At 60.4% G+C, this 20415-nt stretch carries 19 protein-coding genes; 5 read left to right on the plus strand and 14 right to left on the minus strand.

Translation table 11 applies throughout. From position 1 onward, the window contains the following. The first annotated feature begins 73 nt into the window (after positions 1-73). Positions 74-982, plus strand: a complete 909-nt coding sequence (locus PSH59_RS06495) for a LysR family transcriptional regulator (RefSeq protein ID WP_305394588.1) — start codon at positions 74-76, stop codon at positions 980-982. On the opposite strand, the gene PSH59_RS06500 is transcribed toward PSH59_RS06495, so the two are convergent. The 9 genes from PSH59_RS06500 to PSH59_RS06540 form a co-directional block, all read right to left on the minus strand. Beyond that, positions 983-1468, minus strand: a complete 486-nt coding sequence (locus PSH59_RS06500) for a DoxX family protein (RefSeq protein WP_248083841.1) — start codon at positions 1466-1468, stop codon at positions 983-985. Further along, positions 1465-2241: a DUF2063 domain-containing protein gene (locus PSH59_RS06505; protein WP_305394589.1), complete on the minus strand. Its 777-nt coding sequence runs from the start codon at positions 2239-2241 to the stop codon at positions 1465-1467. Before PSH59_RS06505 ends, PSH59_RS06500 begins: the two co-directional genes overlap by 4 nt. Next, positions 2238-3116 (minus strand): DUF692 domain-containing protein, encoded by an 879-nt coding sequence (locus tag PSH59_RS06510; RefSeq protein WP_305394590.1) that lies wholly within the window; start codon positions 3114-3116, stop codon positions 2238-2240. The genes PSH59_RS06505 and PSH59_RS06510 overlap by 4 nt, the downstream gene beginning before the upstream one ends. Positions 3117-3139: 23 nt before the next feature. Next, complete coding sequence (locus PSH59_RS06515) at positions 3140-3436, minus strand: DUF2282 domain-containing protein (RefSeq protein WP_248083844.1); 297 nt, start codon at positions 3434-3436, stop codon at positions 3140-3142. A gap of 183 nt (positions 3437-3619) precedes the next feature. Further along, positions 3620-4321: an ABC transporter ATP-binding protein gene (locus tag PSH59_RS26235; RefSeq protein ID WP_370694393.1), complete on the minus strand. Its 702-nt coding sequence runs from the start codon at positions 4319-4321 to the stop codon at positions 3620-3622. Between the two features lies 1 nt (position 4322). Continuing rightward, a complete protein-coding gene (gene livG / locus PSH59_RS06525) occupies positions 4323-5090 on the minus strand; it encodes a high-affinity branched-chain amino acid ABC transporter ATP-binding protein LivG (protein ID WP_012722652.1) in 768 nt (255 codons plus the stop codon). Beyond that, complete coding sequence (locus tag PSH59_RS06530; protein WP_248084120.1) at positions 5087-6340, minus strand: high-affinity branched-chain amino acid ABC transporter permease LivM; 1254 nt, start codon at positions 6338-6340, stop codon at positions 5087-5089. Before PSH59_RS06530 ends, livG begins: the two co-directional genes overlap by 4 nt. Beyond that, the gene (gene livH / locus PSH59_RS06535) at positions 6337-7260 is read right to left on the minus strand and encodes a high-affinity branched-chain amino acid ABC transporter permease LivH (protein ID WP_003172375.1); all 924 of its coding nucleotides are present in this window, start codon (positions 7258-7260) and stop codon (positions 6337-6339) included. The genes PSH59_RS06530 and livH overlap by 4 nt, the downstream gene beginning before the upstream one ends. Before the next feature lie 229 nt (positions 7261-7489). Further along, the gene (locus PSH59_RS06540) at positions 7490-8617 is read right to left on the minus strand and encodes a branched-chain amino acid ABC transporter substrate-binding protein (protein WP_305394591.1); all 1128 of its coding nucleotides are present in this window, start codon (positions 8615-8617) and stop codon (positions 7490-7492) included. Between the two features lie 340 nt (positions 8618-8957). On the opposite strand from PSH59_RS06540, the gene PSH59_RS06545 reads away from it, so the two are divergent. After that, positions 8958-9260: a DUF2288 domain-containing protein gene (locus tag PSH59_RS06545; protein WP_305394592.1), complete on the plus strand. Its 303-nt coding sequence runs from the start codon at positions 8958-8960 to the stop codon at positions 9258-9260. A 260-nt stretch (positions 9261-9520) separates the two neighbouring features. Further along, positions 9521-10612: a hypothetical protein gene (locus PSH59_RS06550; protein ID WP_305394593.1), complete on the plus strand. Its 1092-nt coding sequence runs from the start codon at positions 9521-9523 to the stop codon at positions 10610-10612. A 37-nt stretch (positions 10613-10649) separates the two neighbouring features. On the opposite strand, the gene PSH59_RS06555 is transcribed toward PSH59_RS06550, so the two are convergent. Continuing rightward, on the minus strand, positions 10650-12824 hold the full coding sequence (locus tag PSH59_RS06555; RefSeq protein ID WP_248084018.1) for a hypothetical protein: 2175 nt from the start codon (positions 12822-12824) through the stop codon (positions 10650-10652). 461 nt (positions 12825-13285) lie between these two features. Continuing rightward, positions 13286-13651, minus strand: coding sequence for a YkgJ family cysteine cluster protein (locus PSH59_RS06560; protein ID WP_248084017.1), 366 nt, complete (start codon positions 13649-13651; stop codon positions 13286-13288). A 252-nt stretch (positions 13652-13903) separates the two neighbouring features. On the opposite strand from PSH59_RS06560, the gene PSH59_RS06565 reads away from it, so the two are divergent. Continuing rightward, positions 13904-15250 carry an MFS transporter gene (locus tag PSH59_RS06565; RefSeq protein ID WP_305394594.1) on the plus strand — a complete coding sequence of 449 codons (1347 nt, stop codon included), beginning with the start codon at positions 13904-13906 and terminating at the stop codon, positions 15248-15250. Between the two features lie 92 nt (positions 15251-15342). On the opposite strand, the gene rapA is transcribed toward PSH59_RS06565, so the two are convergent. Next, the gene (gene rapA, locus PSH59_RS06570; protein ID WP_305394595.1) at positions 15343-18189 is read right to left on the minus strand and encodes an RNA polymerase-associated protein RapA; all 2847 of its coding nucleotides are present in this window, start codon (positions 18187-18189) and stop codon (positions 15343-15345) included. Positions 18190-18408: 219 nt separating this feature from the next. Between rapA and PSH59_RS06575 the strand changes: the two genes are divergently transcribed. Beyond that, a complete protein-coding gene (locus tag PSH59_RS06575; protein ID WP_248084014.1) occupies positions 18409-18750 on the plus strand; it encodes an aspartate-semialdehyde dehydrogenase in 342 nt (113 codons plus the stop codon). Here PSH59_RS06575 and PSH59_RS06580 read toward each other — a convergent pair. Beyond that, positions 18747-19928 (minus strand): aminotransferase class V-fold PLP-dependent enzyme, encoded by a 1182-nt coding sequence (locus tag PSH59_RS06580; protein ID WP_305394596.1) that lies wholly within the window; start codon positions 19926-19928, stop codon positions 18747-18749. The two genes, PSH59_RS06575 and PSH59_RS06580, sit on opposite strands and share 4 nt — an antisense overlap. Then, complete coding sequence (locus PSH59_RS06585; RefSeq protein WP_305394597.1) at positions 19925-20395, minus strand: RidA family protein; 471 nt, start codon at positions 20393-20395, stop codon at positions 19925-19927. Before PSH59_RS06585 ends, PSH59_RS06580 begins: the two co-directional genes overlap by 4 nt. Between the last annotated feature and the right edge of the window lie 20 nt (positions 20396-20415).

Below are 20415 nucleotides of genomic sequence, written 5' to 3' on the forward strand. Positions count from 1 at the left end.
TCAGTCTAGAGTGGCTTTTTAAGCGGATAAACGTGCTAATGGGCAACTTTTGGTTTTCATTTGGAAACAATCCATGAGCGAAATGGATGACCTGGTGGCGTTTGCCGTATTGATCGAAGCCGGCAGTTTTACCCTTGCCGCCGAGCAGTTGGGGTGCAGCAAGGGCCAGTTGTCCAAGCGCATCAGCCAGCTGGAAGCGCAGTTTTGTGTGGTGCTGCTTCATCGCACCACGCGCAAGCTGAGCCTCACCGCTGCCGGCGCGGCGTTGTTGCCACAGGCCCAGGCCTTGGTGGTGCAGGTGGAACGTGCCCGCCAGGCATTGGCCCGGCTCAAGGATGATTTGGCCGGGCCAGTGCGTATGACGGTTCCGGTTTCGTTGGGCGAAACCTTCTTCGACGGCTTGCTGCTGGAATTTACCCAGCGGTACCCGCAGGTGAAGATTGAACTGGAACTCAACAACAGCTACCGCGACCTGGCGCGGGACGGTTTTGACCTGGGGGTGCGTTCAGGCTCGATTGAAAACGAACGGCTGGTAGCCAGGCCGCTGTTGGCCTGGCACGAGATGACCTGTGCCAGCCCGGCGTACCTGGCGCAGCACGGCGAACCCCAAACCCCCGCCGACCTGGCGGCGCATACGTGCTTGCTCAACAGCCATTACAGCGGTCGCGAAGAGTGGCTGTATCACCAGCAGCACGAGTTGTTGCGGGTCAAGGTGAGTGGCACGTTCGCGTCCAACCACTACAACTTGTTGAAGAAAGCCGCGTTGGTGGGCGCGGGCATCGCCCGTCTGCCGTCCTACGTGCTGCAGGCGGAATTGGCTGACGGTCGATTGCGCTGGCTCCTGCGCAATTATCAGACGCGCAGCCAGCCAATGTACCTGGTGCATCCCTATCAAGGTGGCCTGCCGCGCCGCACTCAGGTATTGGCCGATTACCTGGTGGACTGGTTCAAACGCAGCGGCGAAGCGCTGGATCGGCTTTAACTAGCGGTAGCGCCGCGCAATCAGTTGGTCGATGGACAAGCGCCCTGGCCCCTTGGCGACCAACAGCAACAGCAGCGCAAGCCAGGTGCCGTGGGTTGGATAAGCATCCGGGTAGACGAACAGTTGAATGGTCAGGGTCATGCCGATCAAGGCCAGTGCCGAGAAGCGCGTGGCGAGCCCCACCAGAATCAGCACCGGAAAAAAGTGCTCGGCGAATGCCGCCAGGTACGCAGCGACTTCCGGCGACAGCAGCGGCACGTGGTATTCGCTGCGAAACAGCGGCAATGTCGAGGCGGCCAACTTGGGCTCGCCAAGCTGGAAGGTGCCGTTGACCAGATCAATCGCCAAGCCTTCGACCTTGGTTTGCCCGGATTTCCAGAACACGGCGGCAATCGAAAAGCGTGCGATAAATGCGATCAGGCTGTAGGGGATTGTGTCGAACAGTGCGATGACCCGTGTGATCGGGTTCGGAGCCTTGGCGTTCATGGCGATACCTTTTGTTCTGGGAGCAGGTGGGTAATGGCGTCGCGGCTGATCAGCAGCGACAGGCACTGTTGCAGGTCGAATTCGGCCGAGGTTTCAAGGGCCACGGCCACGGCAGGTTCCAATGGCGTACCGCGGTTCAGGCTGTCGATAAATGCCACCGAGCCGCTGTCGACGGCAAACACCTTGACCTCCAACCCTTGACGCAGGACCAGTGCGCTTTGGGCATGCCAGGGATTCAAGTCGGTAACCGCGCCGTCGGTTTGGTGTGCTGCCCATACCGCGACGACGGCGTAGGGCGAATTGAGCGTGGCGAGGGACGGGTGCAGACCCAGGCGTAACTGCCTGAGGTCTGCCTGACCGTGCAGTTGCTGGAGCACGCAGGACTGCTTCAACGGCGGGATATCCGCCGCGTGATAGGCGCTCACTCGCAGGCGCTCAAGCCGTGCAATGTCCGCCAGGTAGGGCACGCCCGCTGCAGGCTCGAAGCGCTGGATGAAGTCGGCCAATGTGCTGCCGTATTCGCTGATCAACGGGCTTTTTGGCGGGAATGCTTGTACGTAAACGCCGGCCATCGCGCGAAAGAACTCATCGCCCACCAGTTGCAACGTCACGGGGTAGGCGCTTGCCAGTGCGTTGATCAACGCGCTGTGGACATTGTTGCGATACACCGCAAAGCGGCTTTGCGGGTCCGCCCCGTTGCTGCTGAACCAGCCGTCCGGGCAAGGCAGGTTCGGCGCCAGCAGCGCAGCGGAAAATTTGGCTTGCAGGCTCATGAGGATGCCCTCGCCAGATGCCATTCGGCCTGCCGGGCTTCGGCCATCAATACGCTGAAGGCCGGCACCTGGTTATCCCGCTCGATCAGCGTGGCCTTGGGGCCGGTGCGCGCCAGTAGCTGCTCGTACAAACGCCACACGGCGTCGTTGATCGGCGCACCATGGTCATCGATCAGCAGGCGGTCACCGAGGCTGTCGGTGTCTTCGGCAAAACCAGCCAGATGAATCTCACCCACCGCGTGCAACGGTAAGGCGTCGATGTAGGCCAACGGATCGCGCCGATGGTTGATGCACGACACGTAGACGTTATTCACATCAAGCAGCAAGCCACAGCCGGTGCGGCGGATCACTTCGCGGATGAAGTCGGTCTCGTCCAGGGTGGAGCGTTGGAACTGCAGGTAAGTGGAGGGATTCTCCAGCAACATCTGCCGTTTCAGCGTGCTCTGTACCTGGTCGACGTGTTCGCATACCCGGTTCAGGGTGTCCGTGTCGTAGGCCAGCGGCAGCAGATCATTGAGAAACACCGGGCCGTGGCTCGACCAGGCCAGGTGTTCGGAAAAGGACTGGGGTTGATAGCGGTCGATCAGCACGGCCAGGCGGGCCAGATGCTCACGGCTCAGCGCGCCTTCGCCGCCGATCGATAGGCCCACGCCATGCAGTGACAGCGGGTACTGCTCGCGGATCAACCCCAGGTAGTGATGGAACGGGCCGCCGGCGACCATATAGTTTTCGGCGTGTACTTCAAAAAAGCCGATATCGGGAGCGCTCTGGAGCACGTCGCTGAAGTGCTCGTTCTTCAGCCCCAGCCCGGCCCGAGAGGGCAGGCCGGGCGCCTGAGTCTGGGAGATGGCTTGCCGGGATGAAAGGGTCATCATCAGTACTCAGGCTGTGCTGGGTTTCAGGACTTGGCGGTAAAGGCTGCTTCCTGGCCGAAACCGGTCGGCGAGGTGGAGCTGGGAGTTTTGGTGCAGGTACCGGCGGGGACCAGCTTCCAGGCGTTCGCCTGGTCTTTGGTTTTCGAGGTGCCGGCGCAGGAAGTGCCAGCGCCTGCGGCGCAATCGTTCTTGCCGGCTTCAGCGACGCCGAAGCATTTCTGCATATCGTCAGCGGCGTGTGCCGTGGTGCTCAGGGCGGACAGGCTCAGCGCGGAACTCAGGGCCAGAACGAGGGAGGCGGCGGACAGTTTGGTCGTCATGGTGTATCTCCAGCAGTGGGTTTTGAGGAGCAGGCTTGAATGCCTGCTTGCACCACTAGAGACGCGAGGATGATGTTCATTACACGGTCAGGCGAAATACTTTCAAACAACGAAAAAAAAAGTGGGAGGGGGGCTTATCCCCCCCCTCCCACTTTCAGACCCGGTTCATCCAGCCACCGGTTTTTAACCGCCCAGGTACGCCTCACGCACCTTCGGATCGGTCAGCAACTGCTCGCCAGTGCCCTGCATCACCACCCGACCGTTTTCCAGTACATAGGCGCGGTCGGCGATTTTCAGCGCCTGGTTGGCGTTCTGCTCCACCAGGAACACCGTCACACCGTCCTTGCGCAGCTGTTCGATGATGTCGAAGATCTGCTGGATGATGATCGGCGCCAGACCCAGGGACGGCTCGTCCAGCAGCAACAGCTTGGGCTTGCTCATCAGCGCGCGGCCGATCGCAAGCATCTGCTGTTCGCCGCCGGACATGGTGCCGCCACGCTGGCTGAAGCGTTCCTTGAGCCGGGGGAACAGGTGCAGCACCTTGTCCATCTGCTCCTGGTAATCGCCCTTGTCGGTGAAGAACCCGCCCATGGCCAGGTTCTCTTCCACGGTCAGGCGCGAAAACACGCGACGGCCTTCGGGCACCACCGCGATGCTCTTGCGCATGATGTGCGACGACTCCTGACCCACCAGTTCTTCACCCATGTAGCGGATGCTGCCGCTGTGGGCCTGGGGCGATCCGCACAAGGTCATCAGCAAGGTCGACTTGCCGGCGCCGTTGGCACCGATCAGGGTCACGATTTCACCCTGACGCACTTCGACATTGACGTTGTGCAGGGCCTGGATCTTGCCGTAGAAAGTGGAAACGTTTTCGAATTGCAGCATTTTACGCTTCCCCCAAATAGGCTTTGATCACTTCAGGATTGTCGCGGATCTGCTCCGGCGTCCCGTCGGCCAGCGGCGTGCCCTGGTTGATCACTACGATGTGGTCGGAGATGCTCATGACCAGTTTCATGTCGTGTTCGATCAGCAGCACCGTGGCGTTGTTTTCCTCACGCAGCACGCCGATCAGCGCCTTGAGGTCTTCGGTTTCCTTGGGGTTCAGACCGGCAGCCGGTTCGTCGAGCATGAGGATCCGCGGACGAGTCATCATGCAGCGGGCGATTTCCAGGCGACGTTGCTGACCATAGGCCAGGGTGCCGGCGGGGCGGTTGGCGAACTCGGTGAGGTTGACCTTGTCCAGCCAGTACTCGGCATATTCCATGGCTTCGCGCTCGCTTTTGCGGAACGCCGGGGTCTTGAACAGGCCTGCGAAGAAGTTGGTGTTCAGGTGGCGGTGCTGGGCAATCAGCAGGTTTTCGACCGCCGTCATGTCCTTGAACAACCGCACGTTCTGGAAGGTCCGCACCACGCCTTTGCGGGCGATCTCGTGACCGGCCAGGCCCTGGATTGGCTGGCCGTCCAGCAGGATGCTGCCACCGCTCGGCTTGTAGAAGCCGGTGAGGCAGTTGAACACCGTGGTCTTGCCGGCGCCGTTGGGGCCGATCAGCGCTACCACTTGTTTCTCTTTCACGGTCAGGGCCACGCCGTTGACCGCCAGCAGGCCGCCGAAGCGCATGCTCAAGTTTTCGACTTTCAGGATCTCGCGGCTCATTTGCGCAGCTCCATGTGTGGACGTTGCATGGGCAGCAGGCCTTGAGGACGCCAGATCATCATCAGCACCATCATGGCGCCGAACATCAACATGCGGTATTCGCTGAATTCACGCATCAGTTCCGGCAGCAGGATCATCACGATCGCCGCCAGGATCACGCCCAGTTGCGAGCCCATGCCACCCAGTACCACGATGGCGAGGATGATCGCCGACTCGATAAAGGTGAATGATTCCGGCGTCACCAGGCCTTGGCGCGCGGCGAAGAAGCTGCCGGCGAAACCGGCGAACGCAGCGCCCAGGGTGAATGCGGAGAGTTTGATGATGGTCGGGTTGAGGCCCAGGGCACGGCAGGCGATCTCATCTTCGCGCAGCGCTTCCCAGGCACGACCGATCGGCATGCGCAACAGGCGGTTGATCACGAACAGGGCGGCCAGTGCCAGCAACAGCGCCACCAGGTACAGGAACACCACCTTGCTCACCGGGTTGTAGGCGATCCCGAAGTACTCGTGGAAGGTCTGCATTCCCTCGGCGGCATTACGGTCGAACGACAGCCCGAAGAACGTTGGCTTGGGGATGCTGCTGATGCCGTTGGGGCCACCGGTGATGTCGGTGAGGTTACGCAGGAACAGGCGGATGATTTCCCCGAAACCCAGGGTCACGATCGCCAGGTAGTCACCACGCAGGCGCAATACCGGGAAGCCCAGCAGGAAGCCGAACGTCGCCGCCGCCATGCCCGCCAGTGGCAGGCAGATCCAGAAGCTCCAGCCCAGGTAATGCGAGAGCAGCGCATAGGTGTAGGCACCCACGGCATAGAAACCCACATAACCCAGGTCAAGCAGGCCGGCCAGGCCCACCACGATGTTCAGGCCCAGGCCCAGCAACACGTAGATCAGGATCAGGGTGGCGATGTCGACGGCGCCGCGCGAGCCGAAGAACGGCCAGATCAGCGCGGCCACGATCAGGCCGATGATGATGTAGCGCTGGGTACGCGGCAGGGTCAGGAATTGGCTGACCTTGGGCGAGACCAGTGGGGCGCGGTTGCCTTTGAACAAGGCACCGACCTGCTGGGTGAACAGCACACGCAGGAACATCAGCACCGAACACAGGGCGATGATGGTCAGGGTCACGGGACCGGTGCCATGCACTTCCAGGTTGATCCCGACAATGCTCAGCTTGAGGCCGAGTACCGGGAAGGCCACGGCCCAAACCAGCAGGGCGCTGAAAAACGCCGATTTAAGATATCTGCTCATACTTTCTCAACCTCCGGACGGCCCAGGATGCCGGTCGGACGGAACAACAGCACCAGAACCAAGAGGCCGAACGCCACGACGTCCTTGTACTGGTCGCCGAAGATATCGGCACCAAAGGCCTCGGCCACACCCAGCACCAGCCCGCCGAGCATCGCGCCCGGAATACTGCCGATACCGCCCAATACCGCCGCGGTAAAGGCCTTGAGGCCTACCAGGAAACCGGCGTTGGGGTTGATCACGCCGTACTGCATGCTCAGCAGTACCGCCGCGACGGCGGCCAGCGCGGCACCGATCACGAACGTCAGGGCGATGATGTTGTTGGTGTTGATGCCCAGCAGGTTGGCCATCTTGATGTCTTCGGCGCAAGCCCGGCAGGCGCGTCCCAGACGGGAGCGGGAGATGAACAGGGTCAGGCCGAGCATGGCCACCAGGGTGACGACGAAGACCAGGATTTGCATGTAGGAAATCAGGACTTCTTCCGCGCCACCCGGACCGAAGGAGAAGCTCCCCGGAATCAGGTTGGGGATGGATTTATCCTTGGAGTCCTGGGACAGCAATACGGTGTTCTGCAGGAAAATCGACATGCCGATGGCGGAAATCAGCGGGATCAAACGGTTGCTGCCACGCAGGGGGCGGTAGGCAACGCGCTCGATACTGTAGCCATAGGCACTGGTTACGACGATCGACGCAAGGAACGCGGCGGTCATCAACAGCGGCAGGGAGTGGATACCCATCATGGCCAGCCCGGCAAGGGCGATGAAGGCCACGTAGGAACCAATCATGTACACCTCGCCATGGGCGAAGTTGATCATTCCAATGATGCCGTAAACCATTGTGTAGCCAATGGCTATCAAGGCATAGGTGCTGCCAATGGTCAGGCCATTAACCAGCTGTTGGAAAAAATGATAGATCTCAGGCATTACAGCGCTCCTAAAAACCCGATACGCATTTCACTGGTGGAGTCATGTTCCGGCCCTGGGCTGTGTTCTGTGAGCACATTTGCACAAAGCGTTTGCCAGCGAACCGCTGGTGACGGTTTTAAGATTTTCAGGTGAGCCAGCGCCCGGATCGCGGGTGACAGGCCCATAAACCTCGTAAAACAAAGCCCACTGCTTTCACAGTGGGCTTGTAGGACCAGTAACGCCTGGCTTACTGAGGGGAAACTTCGGTTTTAGGTTTGCCGAAGTGCCATTCGTAGACCACGAACTTGAAGTCCTTCAGGTCGCCCTTGGCGTCGAAGCTCAGATCGCCGGTAGGGGTCTTGAAGGTGCCCGCGCGGATGGCTTCGGCCACTTTGGCGGTGTCTTCGCTCTTGGCGGCTTTGATACCGCCGGCGATGACTTCAACAGCCGAGTAGGCCGGGAACACGAATGGACCGGTCGGGTCCTGCTTCTTCTTGGTGAACTCGTCAACGATGGCTTTGTTGGCCGGGTCGGTGTCGAAGGATTTAGGCAGGGTGACCAGCAGGCCTTCGGAAGCGCCTTGGGCGATTTGCGAGATGGAATCGTTGCCGACGCCTTCCGGACCCATGAACTTGGCATTCAGGCCTTTTTCCTTGGACTGGCGCAGGATCAGGCCCAGCTCAGGGTGGTAGCCGCCGTAGTAGACGAAGTCGACGTTGGCTTGCTTGAGCTTCTGGATGACCGAGGAGAAGTCCTTGTCACCGGCGTTCAGGCCTTCGAAGACGGCAACTTTCACGCCTTTCTTCTCAAGAGTCTGCTTGACCGCAGTGGCGATACCTTCACCGTATTGTTGCTTGTCGTGCAGCACAGCAACGATTTTCGGCTTGACGTGGTCGGCGATGTAATTGCCGGCCGCCGGGCCCTGAGCGCTGTCCAGACCGATGGTGCGGAAGACCAGTTTGTAGCCTCGGGCGGTGATTTCCGGGCTGGTGGCAGCCGGGGTAATCATGATCACGCCTTCGTCTTCATAAATGTCGGACGCTGGCTGAGTGGAGCTGGAGCAGAGGTGACCGACCACGAACTTGACGCCGTCGTTGACCACACTGTTGGCCACGGCAACCGCTTGTTTAGGATCGCAAGCGTCGTCGTATTCCTTGGCTTCGAGCATCTTGCCGTCGACGCCGCCCTTGGCGTTGATGTCGGCGATGGCCTGCTTGGCACCCATGAATTGCATGTCGCCGTACTGTGTTACAGGACCGGTCTTAGGACCGGCGATGCCGATCTTGATGGTGTCGGCTGCGAACGAATGGCCGGCAACCCCAGCCAGGACCATAGCGGCAAACAGTTTGGAAATCTGCTTAGTAGCCTTATTCATAGTGCTCCACTCTTACTGTTGTATTTTTTATAGTTCTAGCGGCCTTGTGAGCTGCAGAACCGGATTAGATATTTCGGATATCCCCCCGGCAGTGCCCTGGCAACTGTACCGGTACAGTGTAGAGCGCCGGTTGATCGCTTGAAAAGCTGGCTGCTGGGGGCAAAACCCGGACGTGTCGCATAAATGAAAGAAAAAGACAGAATGGCGGCGGGGTGATGCCAGACGTTCGGGCAATCCTTGGCTTTCCTGACACTTTCTCTCGGTGACTCAATTGCAACTGGGTTTTTCTGCCTGGGTTGCGACGTTATGATTGCGCCGATTTTTTCCCAAGGTGAATCCCATGACACAAGAACCTAGCACCCTCTATGCCAAGCTGCTCGGTGAAACTGCCGAAATTTCCTGGAAGGAGCTTGAACCGTTCTTTGCCAAGGGTGCCCTATTGTGGGTCGACGCCGGCCTGGATTTGATCGAAGCCGCCGAGGGAATGGCCGAGGATAACCGCGAGAAAGTGGCTGCCTGGCTGGCCTCGGGTAGCCTGGCCGAAGTGTCTGCCACGCGGGCATTGGACCTGGTTGAGCGTGATCCGAGCCTGTGGGCGGTGGTGGTTTCGCCGTGGATTCTGATCCAGGAAAGGGCGGCGTAGGAATTCTCTGCACGAAAAAGGTGCATGTCATGCGCCCTTGCAAGTGTGTAGCGGAGTAACCGCCGACGCCGTGATGGCACCTTGCCGTAGAGAAAGGTCACAGGTGAGGGTGACGTTAACGTCACGGGAACAGTTTTGGCCGTGGCGAAACCGTCGGGGAATTGTTTCGAGGTGTTTATAGAAGCCACAAGCTGTCAGATGGTTCCGTAGGAAGCAGCGAATTCCGGTAAAGTTCGCCGCCTGTTTAACTGGAGCTCGTCATGCAGCCTGCGCCGTCCTCTTTAGCGAACACTTCGCACCAGTTGCTCTACCTTATTTACGGCAGCCAAGACGTTTACCGGCGCGAAGCCAAATTCAGCATCCTCACCGCGCTCTCGCAACTTAAGCAGGGCGAGTCGTTGTGCATTCGCGTCATGACCGACCGCCCGCAGGACTACGTCGGCTGGCCTGTCGAGACCCTTGAACTGAGCCCGCAGACCCTGTCTCAATGGCAGGGCGACAATGGCTACCCCCATCGCCGCAAGGCATGCGCGATTGCCCAGGGCTTGAGGCTTGCCGAAAAAACGCTGTTCGTTGATACCGATACGCTGTTCCTCAAATCCCCCCATCGCGTCTTCGAACTGATCGAGCCTGGCCAGTATGTGATGGATGAATTCGAGTACGACTGGAGCTACGTCTGCAAGCGTGCGGACTACCTTCAACTGGGCAAACACCTGCGTGCACATGGCATCACGGCCGACGCCAGCTTCAAGCTCTACAACAGCGGTCTGTGCGGTGTGCGCGCGACTGACGCGGCGCTGCTCGACACCTCGATCCGCTTGATTGACGAGTGGACTCAAGGCTCGTTCGATATCCACACCATCGAACAGATCGCGATTTCCTTCGCGATGCGTGACCAGAAAGTGCGCGAAGCCAGGAAGTTCGTGCATCACTACTATGCGGACAAGCGGTTTTTCCACGCTATGCAGGCTCATTTTTTCACGCAGTACGGCGAAGCGTTCACTGCTGAACTGGTCGAGCGTTGCCGGGAAGTGCCGCGTATCAAGCCTGTGCCACCCCCTTGGCAACGCTTGCTGATCAAATGGAAACTGCGCAATCAACGCAAGCATTTGAAAAAGGTCGGTCGCGACCTGCTCTACGGTAGCTCGGCGCCTGAGCACCCGTACTACCAAGTCTGCCGGCACGGCTGGTGGGAATCGGCCTCGAAGGAGATCGGCGGCTGGGATGAGGCTGAGCAGCGTGCGTTTTTTGGTGTGACCGACGCCGGTTGGCCGAAGCATCTGCCGCGGCCTGCAAAGCGCGCTGACGAAGAAACCATTATTGCGTTTCTGCGCCAGCGCCGGGTGCAGTGACAGACGCGACGGCGCCATGCAGCGCCGTCGCCATCGACTAGGCCGTCTTGCCGGTGTGGTTATTCAACGAAATAACCTTCGTCTTACCGATGCGGTGACGGTAAATCTCGCGCAAGTACTTGATCGCCTTCTTCACGCAATCCCGTGACAGACGAATGTCATTGATCGACACAAACTTGTCTTTGTCGTTGATCAGCTCGCGGTACTTCTTCTCATACATCGGCTTGATCGCGTACCAGTTGGTATCGAGGATCTTCGCCGGGTTCTCGTACTCATTGAGCAGTTCGTCGATGCGCTCTTCGTCGAAGTCTTCGTGGATGATGAAGTCCAGGATCGAGTTGTCCAGGGTGTCGTCGAAGCGGTACGGGTTGCGGGCGAAGCAGCGCTTGATAAACGCCACGATGAGCGTCAGGAAGTCATCCGACAGGCATGGGCTTTTGGCGATCAGGGTGGTCAACGACAGGTTGGCCGACGCGCCGATTACCAGGGCGTAACGCTTGAGGGTGGTGTTGGGGAACAGGCTGTTGAGGTGGGTCTTGAGCCGGTTCAGGTCCATGTAGGACAGTTTGTAGTCCTTGGGCAGCGAGACGATGGACACCACCGACGAGCAGTTTTTGAAGAAGTGCAGGTCATGCAGCGCCGCCGCGTCGTATCCCGAATTCTTGTACTGCTCCAAAGAGGCCTTGTAGCGCTTGGATTCGATCGGCAACAGGCTGATGCCTTCGATGGCCTGGGTGACTTTGTTGAAGTGCGGCAGGTCGATGGAACGGAAGAACAGGTCGTCGATGTTCAGGCGCTGCGGTTCTTTTTCGAACACCTTGAACTTGTCGTTCGACGGCGCCGGGGTTTCCGGGACCACGGACTCAGCGTAGGCAATCGCCACCGGGCCGGCCAGGCTCATAAACAGGTCGTTGGCGTCCAGGCGGATGGTTTCGCCAATGTCGATACCGGCGCGCCGGAAATAGTTCTGGTCGTAGTCGGTGGTCACGGCCTGGGCGGTGAGGATGTTGAAAATCTGCTGGGAAATATACTGGTTGGCGTGTTTTTCCATGGCATTGACATCAATGTTCTGGATGTTGCCGTCATCGCTTTCTTCGGCGTAGCGCATGATGTCGTTGGAGATCAGCATCATCGCGTTCCACGGACGGATGCGGCCTTTGACGCTGGCTTCGCTGCTGTCTTCGTTGGCGAAGTTGTACGAGAAATCCCATTCTTCCGACAGGTACTTGCAGAGCAGTCGCCCGGCGTTGATGTGCAGCGCCTCGGACATTTCACTGCGGTGATCGGAAATATTCGGCAACACGCAAATGCCGCTGGTGAAGATTGGTTCGAACACAAACGCATGGCCGCTCTTGCTGTCGTGCTCGTCGGCGGGTTTGGTGTCGAACGTTTTGTTCATGTACGAATGCTGCTGGGCCAGGCCAAACTCCGAAGCCATGCCCGAACCGGTACCGCCGCCGGCGCTGAAGATCGAGAAGTACAGGCGCGATTGGTTGGCCTTGATCCCGCACGAGTCGATCAGGTACGAGTGGATCATCTTCCAGTCGGGGCTGGAAAAACGTTGGGTATCTTTGTTGAGGATGATCTTGGCCAGGTACTGGCCGAGGATCGGCGCGTTACCGGCGCCGCCGGCATGGACTTCCGACAGGTCCATGATTTTCATCTTGCTGTAGTCGCGCAGGAACCCGCTTTTTTCGCCCTTGCGCGAGAAGCGGATGCGCCCGGCGATGTCCTTGTCCAAGTCGCCCAGCATCACCAAAGGTTCCACCAGAAACACCGGTTTGCTGGCCTTGCCGCCGCCCAGGCGCAGGTTGTTGCGGATCCACTGGGCCGGGCTGTAGCCCTTGTCCAACGACTTATCTTCGTTACTGAATTCGTTCAGGTAGAACTTGCGCGCGTTGTACACCAGTTCCGCCACGTCCAGCGCGATGTTCGAACCGCAACGGCCCAGCCCGATCAAGCACACCGAGGGAAATTCCTGCTCGCTGCGATGCTGGTCGTCGACTTCCAGATGGGGCGGGCGCGGGAACACCATATCGCGCAGGCCATCGAGGTTATCGAGGATGCGGTCGGTATTGGTTTCGGTGAAATACAGGTATTGCTGGGTGGCCGGCGGGCGGGCGCTCAATGACTTTGAACCTGAGGGCATGTCCGCAGGAGCAGTGGGCAACACGTCGGATACCACGGTGGCAGATTTATTTTTAGAAGTCATTGTGCGCCATGTGCCTGGGCGGATGGCTGAAAAAATCAAAGGGCCATCACGGAATGGGTGTTCGCGACTTTGCAGTGCGTCCTTGTCCAGAACAGTCGGGCTCTGCCCTGTGTTCTCTGAGAAAACCTGGCCGGACTCTGATGAATCGGCCGTTTGTCGGCGATCTTTAGGTAAATGATGGCGTAATGCCAAAGAATCCGCGCCAGCGTATTGGCCGCACAATCGATGAGGGCATTGCGCGATCGGGGGCAGGCTCTCTCGGTAAAATCGGTGCTTTGGGGGCTATCGTGCTGCACGGGTAGAGCGGGTCTATTTGAAGGGCATCGCCGTCAGGTTTGATCGTGACGACACGGCTTGAGGCGATGACCTCCGACATCGAGTATAGAAGCCTTGCGGAATTTTCCACGGGCAATGGCACTTTGCCCTGAATGATGTTGGCATGCCCTCCATAGCGTTTAATGCTAAGCGCTGATGGGCAGCTCCAGCTCGAAAGGTGCCGGCAGTGGCGCCAGGCCAAATGCAGCGCGCGCCGTATCGCATTCCACGCTTTGCACCCCTTGGCTCCACGAAGCGTCGAACTCCCGGCAGGGGCTTGAGCGTTGCTCATAAATCGAGCAGCTCGTGGCTTTCCCCACTTCGCCCTCAAGGCTGCAGCAGCGCGCGGGTTTTTGGTCGGTACCGATCATCGCCACGCGGGTGGGGTTGATCTGCACCACCAGTTCATCGGGCACCGTGCCCCCCGACGAGGCGCATTCGCCCCAGAAGAAAGACACGCGGAAGTATGAACAGCAGGCACCGCAACTCAGACACGGACTGGCTTCGGACATGGGCGTCATCGATAAGAAGGTAGGAATGGGGTGCTACGGGAAGGCTCGTCATTCTATCCGCGCCATGGCCATTGGGAAGGGGGGCGCGCACATATATTTTTGTCAGGAAAGTCCCGTAGCGCCGGACGAAATTACGTCCTATCAGCTTTACGAATCATTACAGACAACCGGGGGCCGCCTGACTATGTTGCAGGTACCTGAGCAGGATGCATCGGGCATCGCAGCTCTCATAACAATAAAAGAGACGGACCCATGCAGAACTCGACCCAAGCGGCGAATGCCTGGCGCATTCTGTTCCTGCTGTTCCTCGCCAACCTGTTCAATTTTTTCGATCGCACCATTCCCGCGATCATCATCGAACCCATCCGCATGGAATGGCACCTGAGCGACTTCCAGCTCGGCATCATCGGCACCGCCTTCACCATCGTTTACGCCATCGCCGGTCTGCCCCTTGGGCGTATGGCCGACACCGGCTCGCGCAGCAAACTGATGGGCTGGGGCCTGTTTGCCTGGAGCGGACTGACGGCCGTCAACGGCCTGGTGGGCAGTTTCTGGACGTTTTTGCTGGTGCGTATGGGCGTCGGTATCGGTGAAGCCAGCTATGCGCCGGCGGCTAACTCATTGATTGGCGATTTGTTCCCGGCACACCGTCGCGCCCGCGCCATGGGCATTTTCATGCTGGGCCTGCCGCTTGGCCTGCTGTTGGCGTTCTTTACCATTGGTGCGATGGTCAAGGCGTTCGACAGCTGGCGCGCGCCGTTCTTTATTGCGGCGGTGCCGGGGCTGATCCTGGCGGTGTTCATGTTCTATATCAAGGAACCCAAGCGCGGTGCGGCAGAGACCGTGCAGGTCTCCCAGGAGCGCGTCGACCGCCCGATCCGGCGCGTGCTGGCCGTGTCAACCTTCCTCTGGCTGGTGCTGGCCGGACTGTGTTTTAACTTCGCCACCTACGCGTGCAATTCGTTCCTGGTGCCGATGCTGCAACGCTATTTTTTGATGCCTTTGCAGGACGCGGCGGTGGCCACCGGTGTCATCGTCGGGTTGACCGGGCTGGTGGGCCTGACCTTAGGCGGATGGGTTGCCGACAAGATCCATCAGCGTGTCGCCAATGGCCGTCTGCTGTTTGCGGCATTCAGCCTGATCATCTCCACGGTCACCACCGCGTGGGCGTTGCATGCCGGGCGCGTCGAGATCGGTGTGTTTGTCGCATTGTTCAGTGTGGGCTGGCTGTTCGCTTATAACTTCTATACCTGCGTGTACACGGCGATCCAGGACGTGGTCGAGCCACGCCTGCGGGCAACGGCGATGGCGTTGTTTTTTGCCGGTCTGTACTTGTTGGGCGGGGGGATGGGACCGATCGTGGTGGGCGGGTTGTCCGATCATTTTGCCCATTCGGCCATGTATGCGGCGGGGGCCGAGCAGATGACCGAGGCCTACAAGGCGGTGGGCTTGCACGACGCGATGTACCTGATTCCCGTGGCGCTGTTTTTGACCATGCTGTTTCTGTTCCAGGCGTCGCGCAGTTTTGTGCGCGATGCCAAGCGCATGAAGGAGGGGTTGGTGGCAGTTGAGGCACCGGCTGCTGCCGCGACGGCATGAGGCCGAGCTGACCCTTTCGTGAGCAAGCCCTTGAGACAAACAAAGAAGGCCCGCATACGCGGGCCTTCCTTATTAACGGGGCGGGGCGGTCATCAACCCGCCACTAACACCCGGATCGCTTCCAGTCGCAGCGCCGCTTTGTCGAGCATGGCCAGGCCTTGCTCGCGTTGGTTGCACAGGGCGACCAGTTCGCTGTCACGCACGGTCGGGTTGACCGCTTGCAAGGCGCTCAGGCGTGCGAGTTCTTCGTCAGTGTCCGCTGCCAGGCGACGCTTGGCCTCGGCCACGCGCTCGGCGTGACGCGGGGTGATCTTCTCTTCACCGGCGTTGATGCGCGGCGTGAGTTGATCGCGCTGGGCCTGCACGAACTTGTTGGCGCTGGCCCGTGGCACGCTTTCGAGCTGATCGTTCAAGGTTTCGAACGACACGCGGCCCGACAGGTCATTGCCATTGGCGTCCAGCAGGCAGCGCAGCGCAGCCGGCGGCAGGTAACGACCCAGTTGCAGCGCACGCGGTGCCACCACTTCACTGACGTAAAGCAGCTCCAGCAACACGGTGCCTGGCTTGAGCGCTTTGTTCTTGATCAGCGCCACGGCGGTGTTGCCCATGGAGCCGGACAGCACCAGGTCCATGCCGCCCTGCACCATCGGGTGTTCCCAGGTGATGAACTGCATGTCTTCGCGCGACAGCGCCTGGTTACGGTCGTAGGTGATGGTCACGCCTTCGTCGTCGCCCAGGGGGAAGCTGGCGTCGAGCATTTTTTCGCTTGGCTTGAGGATCAGCGCGTTTTCCGAATGGTCTTCGCTGTCGATGCCGAAGGCGTCGAACAGGGTTTCCATGTAGATCGGCAGGGCGAACTGATCGTCCTGCTCAAGGATGTCTTCGACCAGCGCATCGCCTTCACCCGCGCCGCCGGAATTAAGCTCCAGCAGGCGGTCGCGACCAGTGTGCAGTTCCTGCTCCAGGCGCTCACGCTCGGCGCGGGCTTCGTCGATCAGGGCTTGCCACTCGCCGTCGTCGGCGTTTTCCAGCAGCGGCAGCAGGCGCGGGCCGAACTGATGCTGCAAGGCGTTGCCGGTCGGGCAGGTATTGAGGAACGCGTTCAGCGCTTCGTGGTACCACTGGAACAGACGCTCTTGGGGGCTGGTTTCCAGGTACGGCACGTGCAGTTCGATCACATGTTTCTGGCCGATCCGGTCCAGACGGCCGATCCGCTGTTCCAGCAGGTCGGGGTGGGACGGCAGGTCGAACAGCACCAGGTGATGGGAGAACTGGAAGTTACGGCCTTCGGAGCCGATTTCCGAACAGATCAGCACCTGGGCGCCGAACTCTTCATCGGCAAAGTAGGCGGCGGCGCGGTCACGCTCGAGGATGTTCATGCCCTCGTGGAACACCGTGGCCGGGATGCCGGAGCGCACGCGCAGGGCGTCTTCCAGGTCCATCGCGGTCTCGGCGTGGGCGCAGATCACCAACACCTTGGTGCGCTTGAGCATTTTCAGCTGGTCGATCAGCCACTCGACCCGTGGGTCGAAGCGCCACCAGCGGTTTTCTTCTTCGATGTCCGGCTGCGACTGGAAGCTGACTTCCGGGTACAGCTCGGCGTGCTCCCCCAGCGGCAACTCCATGTATTCGTCCGGGTTTGGCAGCGGGTAGGCGTGCAGCTTGCGCTCCGGGAAACCCTGCACGGCGGCGCGGGTGTTGCGGAACAGCACACGGCCGGTGCCGTGGCGGTCGAGCAGTTCACGCACCAGGCGGGCGCTGGCTTCAGCGTCGCCATCGTTGACCGCGGTCAGCAGCGCTTCGCCTTCGTTGCCGAGGAAACCCTGGATGGTCTTGTGCGCCGCCGGTGACAGGCGGCCCTTGTCCAGCAGCTCCTGAACGGCCTCGGCCACCGGGCGATAGTTTTCGCTTTCGGCGCGGAAGGCCTGCAGGTCGTGGAAGCGGTTCGGGTCCAGCAGGCGCAGGCGCGCGAAGTGGCTGTCCTGGCCCAGTTGTTCCGGGGTCGCGGTGAGCAGCAGCACGCCAGGAATCACTTCGGCCAGCTGCTCGACCAGCGCGTATTCCGGGCTGGCTTTTTCTTCATGCCAGACCAGGTGGTGGGCTTCGTCGACCACCAGCAAATCCCAGCCGGCGGCAAACAGCGCGTCCTGGGCCTTCTCGTCGTCCACCAGCCACTCCAGTGCGACCAGTGCGAGCTGGGTGTCTTCGAAGGGGTTGGTGGCATCGCTTTCGATAAAGCGCTCTTCGTCGAACAGCGCGACTTGCAGATTGAAGCGGCGGCGCATTTCCACCAGCCATTGGTGCTGCAGGTTTTCCGGGACCAGGATCAGCACGCGATTGGCGCGACCCGACAGCAACTGGCGATGGATCACCAGACCCGCTTCGATGGTCTTGCCCAGACCCACTTCGTCGGCCAGCAATACGCGCGGCGCGATACGGTCGGCGACTTCGCGGGCGATATGCAGTTGGTGGGCAATAGGTTGCGCACGCACGCCACCCAGGCCCCACAGCGAGGACTGCAACTGGCGGCTGGTGTGTTCCAGGGTGTGGTAGCGCAACGAGAACCAGGCCAGCGGGTCGATCTGGCCGGCGAACAGACGGTCGCTGGCCAGGCGGAACTGGATGAAATTGGAGAGTTGGGTTTCCGGCAGGGTGACCTGCTCGTTTTGCCCATTGAGGCCGTGGTAGACCAGCAGGCCGTCGACATCGTCGACTTCCTGCACGGTCATTTTCCAGCCTTCGAAATGGGTGATGGTGTCACCCGGCGAGAACCTCACGCGGGTGAGGGGCGCATTCCGTAGCGCATACTGGCGAGTGTCGCCAGTGGCCGGATAGAGCACGGTCAACAAGCGGCCGTCCTGTGCCAGAACGGTGCCTAACCCCAGCTCTGCTTCGCTGTCACTAATCCAGCGTTGCCCCGGTTGATACTGCTGCGCCATGCTGCCTGACTCCCGCCGTGAAAAAGCCGACTATCTTAACGGAACAAGGTCCCCAGCCAAAGGACTCTGAGAAAAACTACTCTGTTTGAGGCGGACGGTGAGCCGTGAATCGACAGGTGGCGGGCACTTGCGAGTGTCGACTGGGTCACAGGTTGGCGAGCTTGTGTTCAAGTCGCCCTGCGTCCCGCCGACAGCCTGTTGATCAGGAGAATTAAGATTATGTTGCCACCTATGCTGCCCGTCAGCGTTGTGCCGGTTACGTCACAACTGGACCCGGTACGCCAGAAGCCGGATATCCCGCCCGTTGTACCTGCGCAGGCGAGTTCCAGCGAAAGCACGATCGACCTGAAGAAGGGCGATGCCGAGCAGTCGACGTTTTTGCTGCGTGAAGAACAGCGTCGCCAGCAGGAGCAACAGAAACGCCGGCGCGAAGCCGATGAAGATCCTGACCAGCATCTGGCGATCCCCGGTGATCTGCTCAATGCCGACAACACCGTGCCCGTCGTGCCGTTGATCGAAGACGCACCGCGCCAGGGCTTGTGGGTGGACGTCGAGGTTTAACCGCGTAACTCCCGCAAGGCCGCCATCAGTGAGTCGATGTCGTGATCGTGGTTCAAGGGGCTCACCGAGATGCGCGCCACGCTGGTCAACCCGCGTGCCTGCATATCCAGCGGGGTATAGGCCACGCCGTTGGCGCCGATATTGATCCGCTGCAATCCCAAGCGTCGTTTCAGTTCGAACGCATCCCAATCGGCGAGGTTGAAGGCGATCAGGCCCGATTGGTGCGTGCCCAAGTCATACAGCGCAATACCTGGAATCTCACGCAAGGCTGTGCGTATGCGCGCTCCTGTCTGCGAGACGCGTTCCCACACCCGCTCAATCCCCAACTGATTGAGTTCCTGCAGGGCATTGCCCAGCCCCGCCAACAAAGCGAACGACACCTCGCTGGTCTCAAAACGCCGGGCGTCGTCGCGCAGGTCGAAGCCGTGGGCGCTCAATGGCGCTGAAAAAACATCGCGCCCGGCAGGCTGCAACTGCTCGAGAAACGCCGGTCGCACATACAGCAGCGCCGTGCCCCTTGGGCCGCGCAGGTGTTTGCGCCCGGCCGACTTGAGCACATCGCAGTGCAACGTCTGCACGTCCACCGGCAGTTGGCCGAGTGCCTGGCCGGCGTCGATGAAATAGGCAATGCCATGACGCTTGGCCACTTCGCCGACAGCCTGGGCGGGGTTGATCAGGCCGCCATTAGCCGGCAGCCAGGTCAGGTCGATCAGCTTCACGCGGGTATCGATCATCGCCTCCAACGCCTGCGGGCAGACCGCGCCGGTGGCATCGCAGGGGATGACCTCCACACGCGCACCGGCCTGCACGGCCAACTGCATGCTCGCCAGGTTGCCGCCCCATTCATGGCGCCCGACCAGGATGCGATCACCGGGGTGCCACGGGCCCAAGGCCTGGAACGCGAGGTTCCAGGCGGTCGAGCCACTGCTGGCGAACGCCACTGAGGCGGCAGGCGCGTTAAGCAGGTACGCGGCGGCACGGCGGGCGTTTTCCATCAGCACAGCGCCGTGCTCGCCGGCTTCCATCGGGCCGTCGCGGGCTTCGCGGTGCAACTGATCGAGGATGGCATCGAGGGTCGCCTGGCTCGGCAGGGAGGCACCGGCATGGTTGAAATGCACGAGGCCGGATTGGCAGCCGGGCGTGGCCTGTCTGAGTCGTTGGACGTCGATCGGGCTCATGGGCGCAGCTCGAAAATCGCGTCAACCTCCACCGCCACGCCGCCCGGCAGGCTGGACACACCCACCGCCGTGCGGGCATGCCGGCCCTTTTCACCGAGGGCGTTGACCAGCAGATTCGATGCGCCGTTGGCCACCGCACCCTGGCGCTGGAAGTCGGCGCCGCTGGCGATAAAAACCCCCAAGCGCAGGATGCGCACCAGACGTGACAGGTCATCGCCCAGGGCATCGCTCAATTGCGCGAGCAAACCCAATGCGGCCAGTTCCGCCGCCTGTGTGCCTTCTTCTTCACTGAGCGACTCGCCCAAACGGCCCACATAGGCAGGCCGGCCGTCCAGCAGCGGGATTTGCCCGGAGATAAACAGCTGATTCTGGCTGAATACATGGTTGACGTAGTTGGCAATCGGTTGGCTAGGTGCGGGCAGCGTCAGGCCAAGGGCCTGTGTGCGTTGGCGCAGGGAGTCGCTCATGGTCAATTCTCATGGGTGAT

It is taken from the genome of Pseudomonas sp. FP2309 (assembly GCF_030687575.1).
Lineage (GTDB): Bacteria > Pseudomonadota > Gammaproteobacteria > Pseudomonadales > Pseudomonadaceae > Aquipseudomonas.

Excerpts from the sequence above, each read along its gene's own strand:
- PSH59_RS06495 (WP_305394588.1), top strand. The coding sequence starts at position 74 with ATGAGCGAAATGGATGACCTGGTGGCGTTTGCCGTATTGATCGAAGCC.
- PSH59_RS06505 (WP_305394589.1), bottom strand. The coding sequence starts at position 2,241 with ATGAGCCTGCAAGCCAAATTTTCCGCTGCGCTGCTGGCGCCGAACCTG.
- PSH59_RS06530 (WP_248084120.1), bottom strand. The coding sequence starts at position 6,340 with ATGAGCAGATATCTTAAATCGGCGTTTTTCAGCGCCCTGCTGGTTTGG.
- rapA (WP_305394595.1), bottom strand. The coding sequence starts at position 18,189 with ATGGCGCAGCAGTATCAACCGGGGCAACGCTGGATTAGTGACAGCGAA.
- PSH59_RS26235 (WP_370694393.1), bottom strand. The coding sequence starts at position 4,321 with ATGCTGCAATTCGAAAACGTTTCCACTTTCTACGGCAAGATCCAGGCC.
- livG (WP_012722652.1), bottom strand. The coding sequence starts at position 5,090 with ATGAGCCGCGAGATCCTGAAAGTCGAAAACTTGAGCATGCGCTTCGGC.
- PSH59_RS06540 (WP_305394591.1), bottom strand. The coding sequence starts at position 8,617 with ATGAATAAGGCTACTAAGCAGATTTCCAAACTGTTTGCCGCTATGGTC.
- PSH59_RS06515 (WP_248083844.1), bottom strand. The coding sequence starts at position 3,436 with ATGACGACCAAACTGTCCGCCGCCTCCCTCGTTCTGGCCCTGAGTTCC.
- PSH59_RS06500 (WP_248083841.1), bottom strand. The coding sequence starts at position 1,468 with ATGAACGCCAAGGCTCCGAACCCGATCACACGGGTCATCGCACTGTTC.
- PSH59_RS06585 (WP_305394597.1), bottom strand. The coding sequence starts at position 20,395 with ATGAGCGACTCCCTGCGCCAACGCACACAGGCCCTTGGCCTGACGCTG.
- PSH59_RS06510 (WP_305394590.1), bottom strand. The coding sequence starts at position 3,116 with ATGATGACCCTTTCATCCCGGCAAGCCATCTCCCAGACTCAGGCGCCC.
- PSH59_RS06575 (WP_248084014.1), top strand. The coding sequence starts at position 18,409 with ATGTTGCCACCTATGCTGCCCGTCAGCGTTGTGCCGGTTACGTCACAA.
- PSH59_RS06550 (WP_305394593.1), top strand. The coding sequence starts at position 9,521 with ATGCAGCCTGCGCCGTCCTCTTTAGCGAACACTTCGCACCAGTTGCTC.
- PSH59_RS06545 (WP_305394592.1), top strand. The coding sequence starts at position 8,958 with ATGACACAAGAACCTAGCACCCTCTATGCCAAGCTGCTCGGTGAAACT.
- PSH59_RS06565 (WP_305394594.1), top strand. The coding sequence starts at position 13,904 with ATGCAGAACTCGACCCAAGCGGCGAATGCCTGGCGCATTCTGTTCCTG.
- PSH59_RS06555 (WP_248084018.1), bottom strand. The coding sequence starts at position 12,824 with ATGACTTCTAAAAATAAATCTGCCACCGTGGTATCCGACGTGTTGCCC.
- livH (WP_003172375.1), bottom strand. The coding sequence starts at position 7,260 with ATGCCTGAGATCTATCATTTTTTCCAACAGCTGGTTAATGGCCTGACC.
- PSH59_RS06560 (WP_248084017.1), bottom strand. The coding sequence starts at position 13,651 with ATGTCCGAAGCCAGTCCGTGTCTGAGTTGCGGTGCCTGCTGTTCATAC.
- PSH59_RS06580 (WP_305394596.1), bottom strand. The coding sequence starts at position 19,928 with ATGAGCCCGATCGACGTCCAACGACTCAGACAGGCCACGCCCGGCTGC.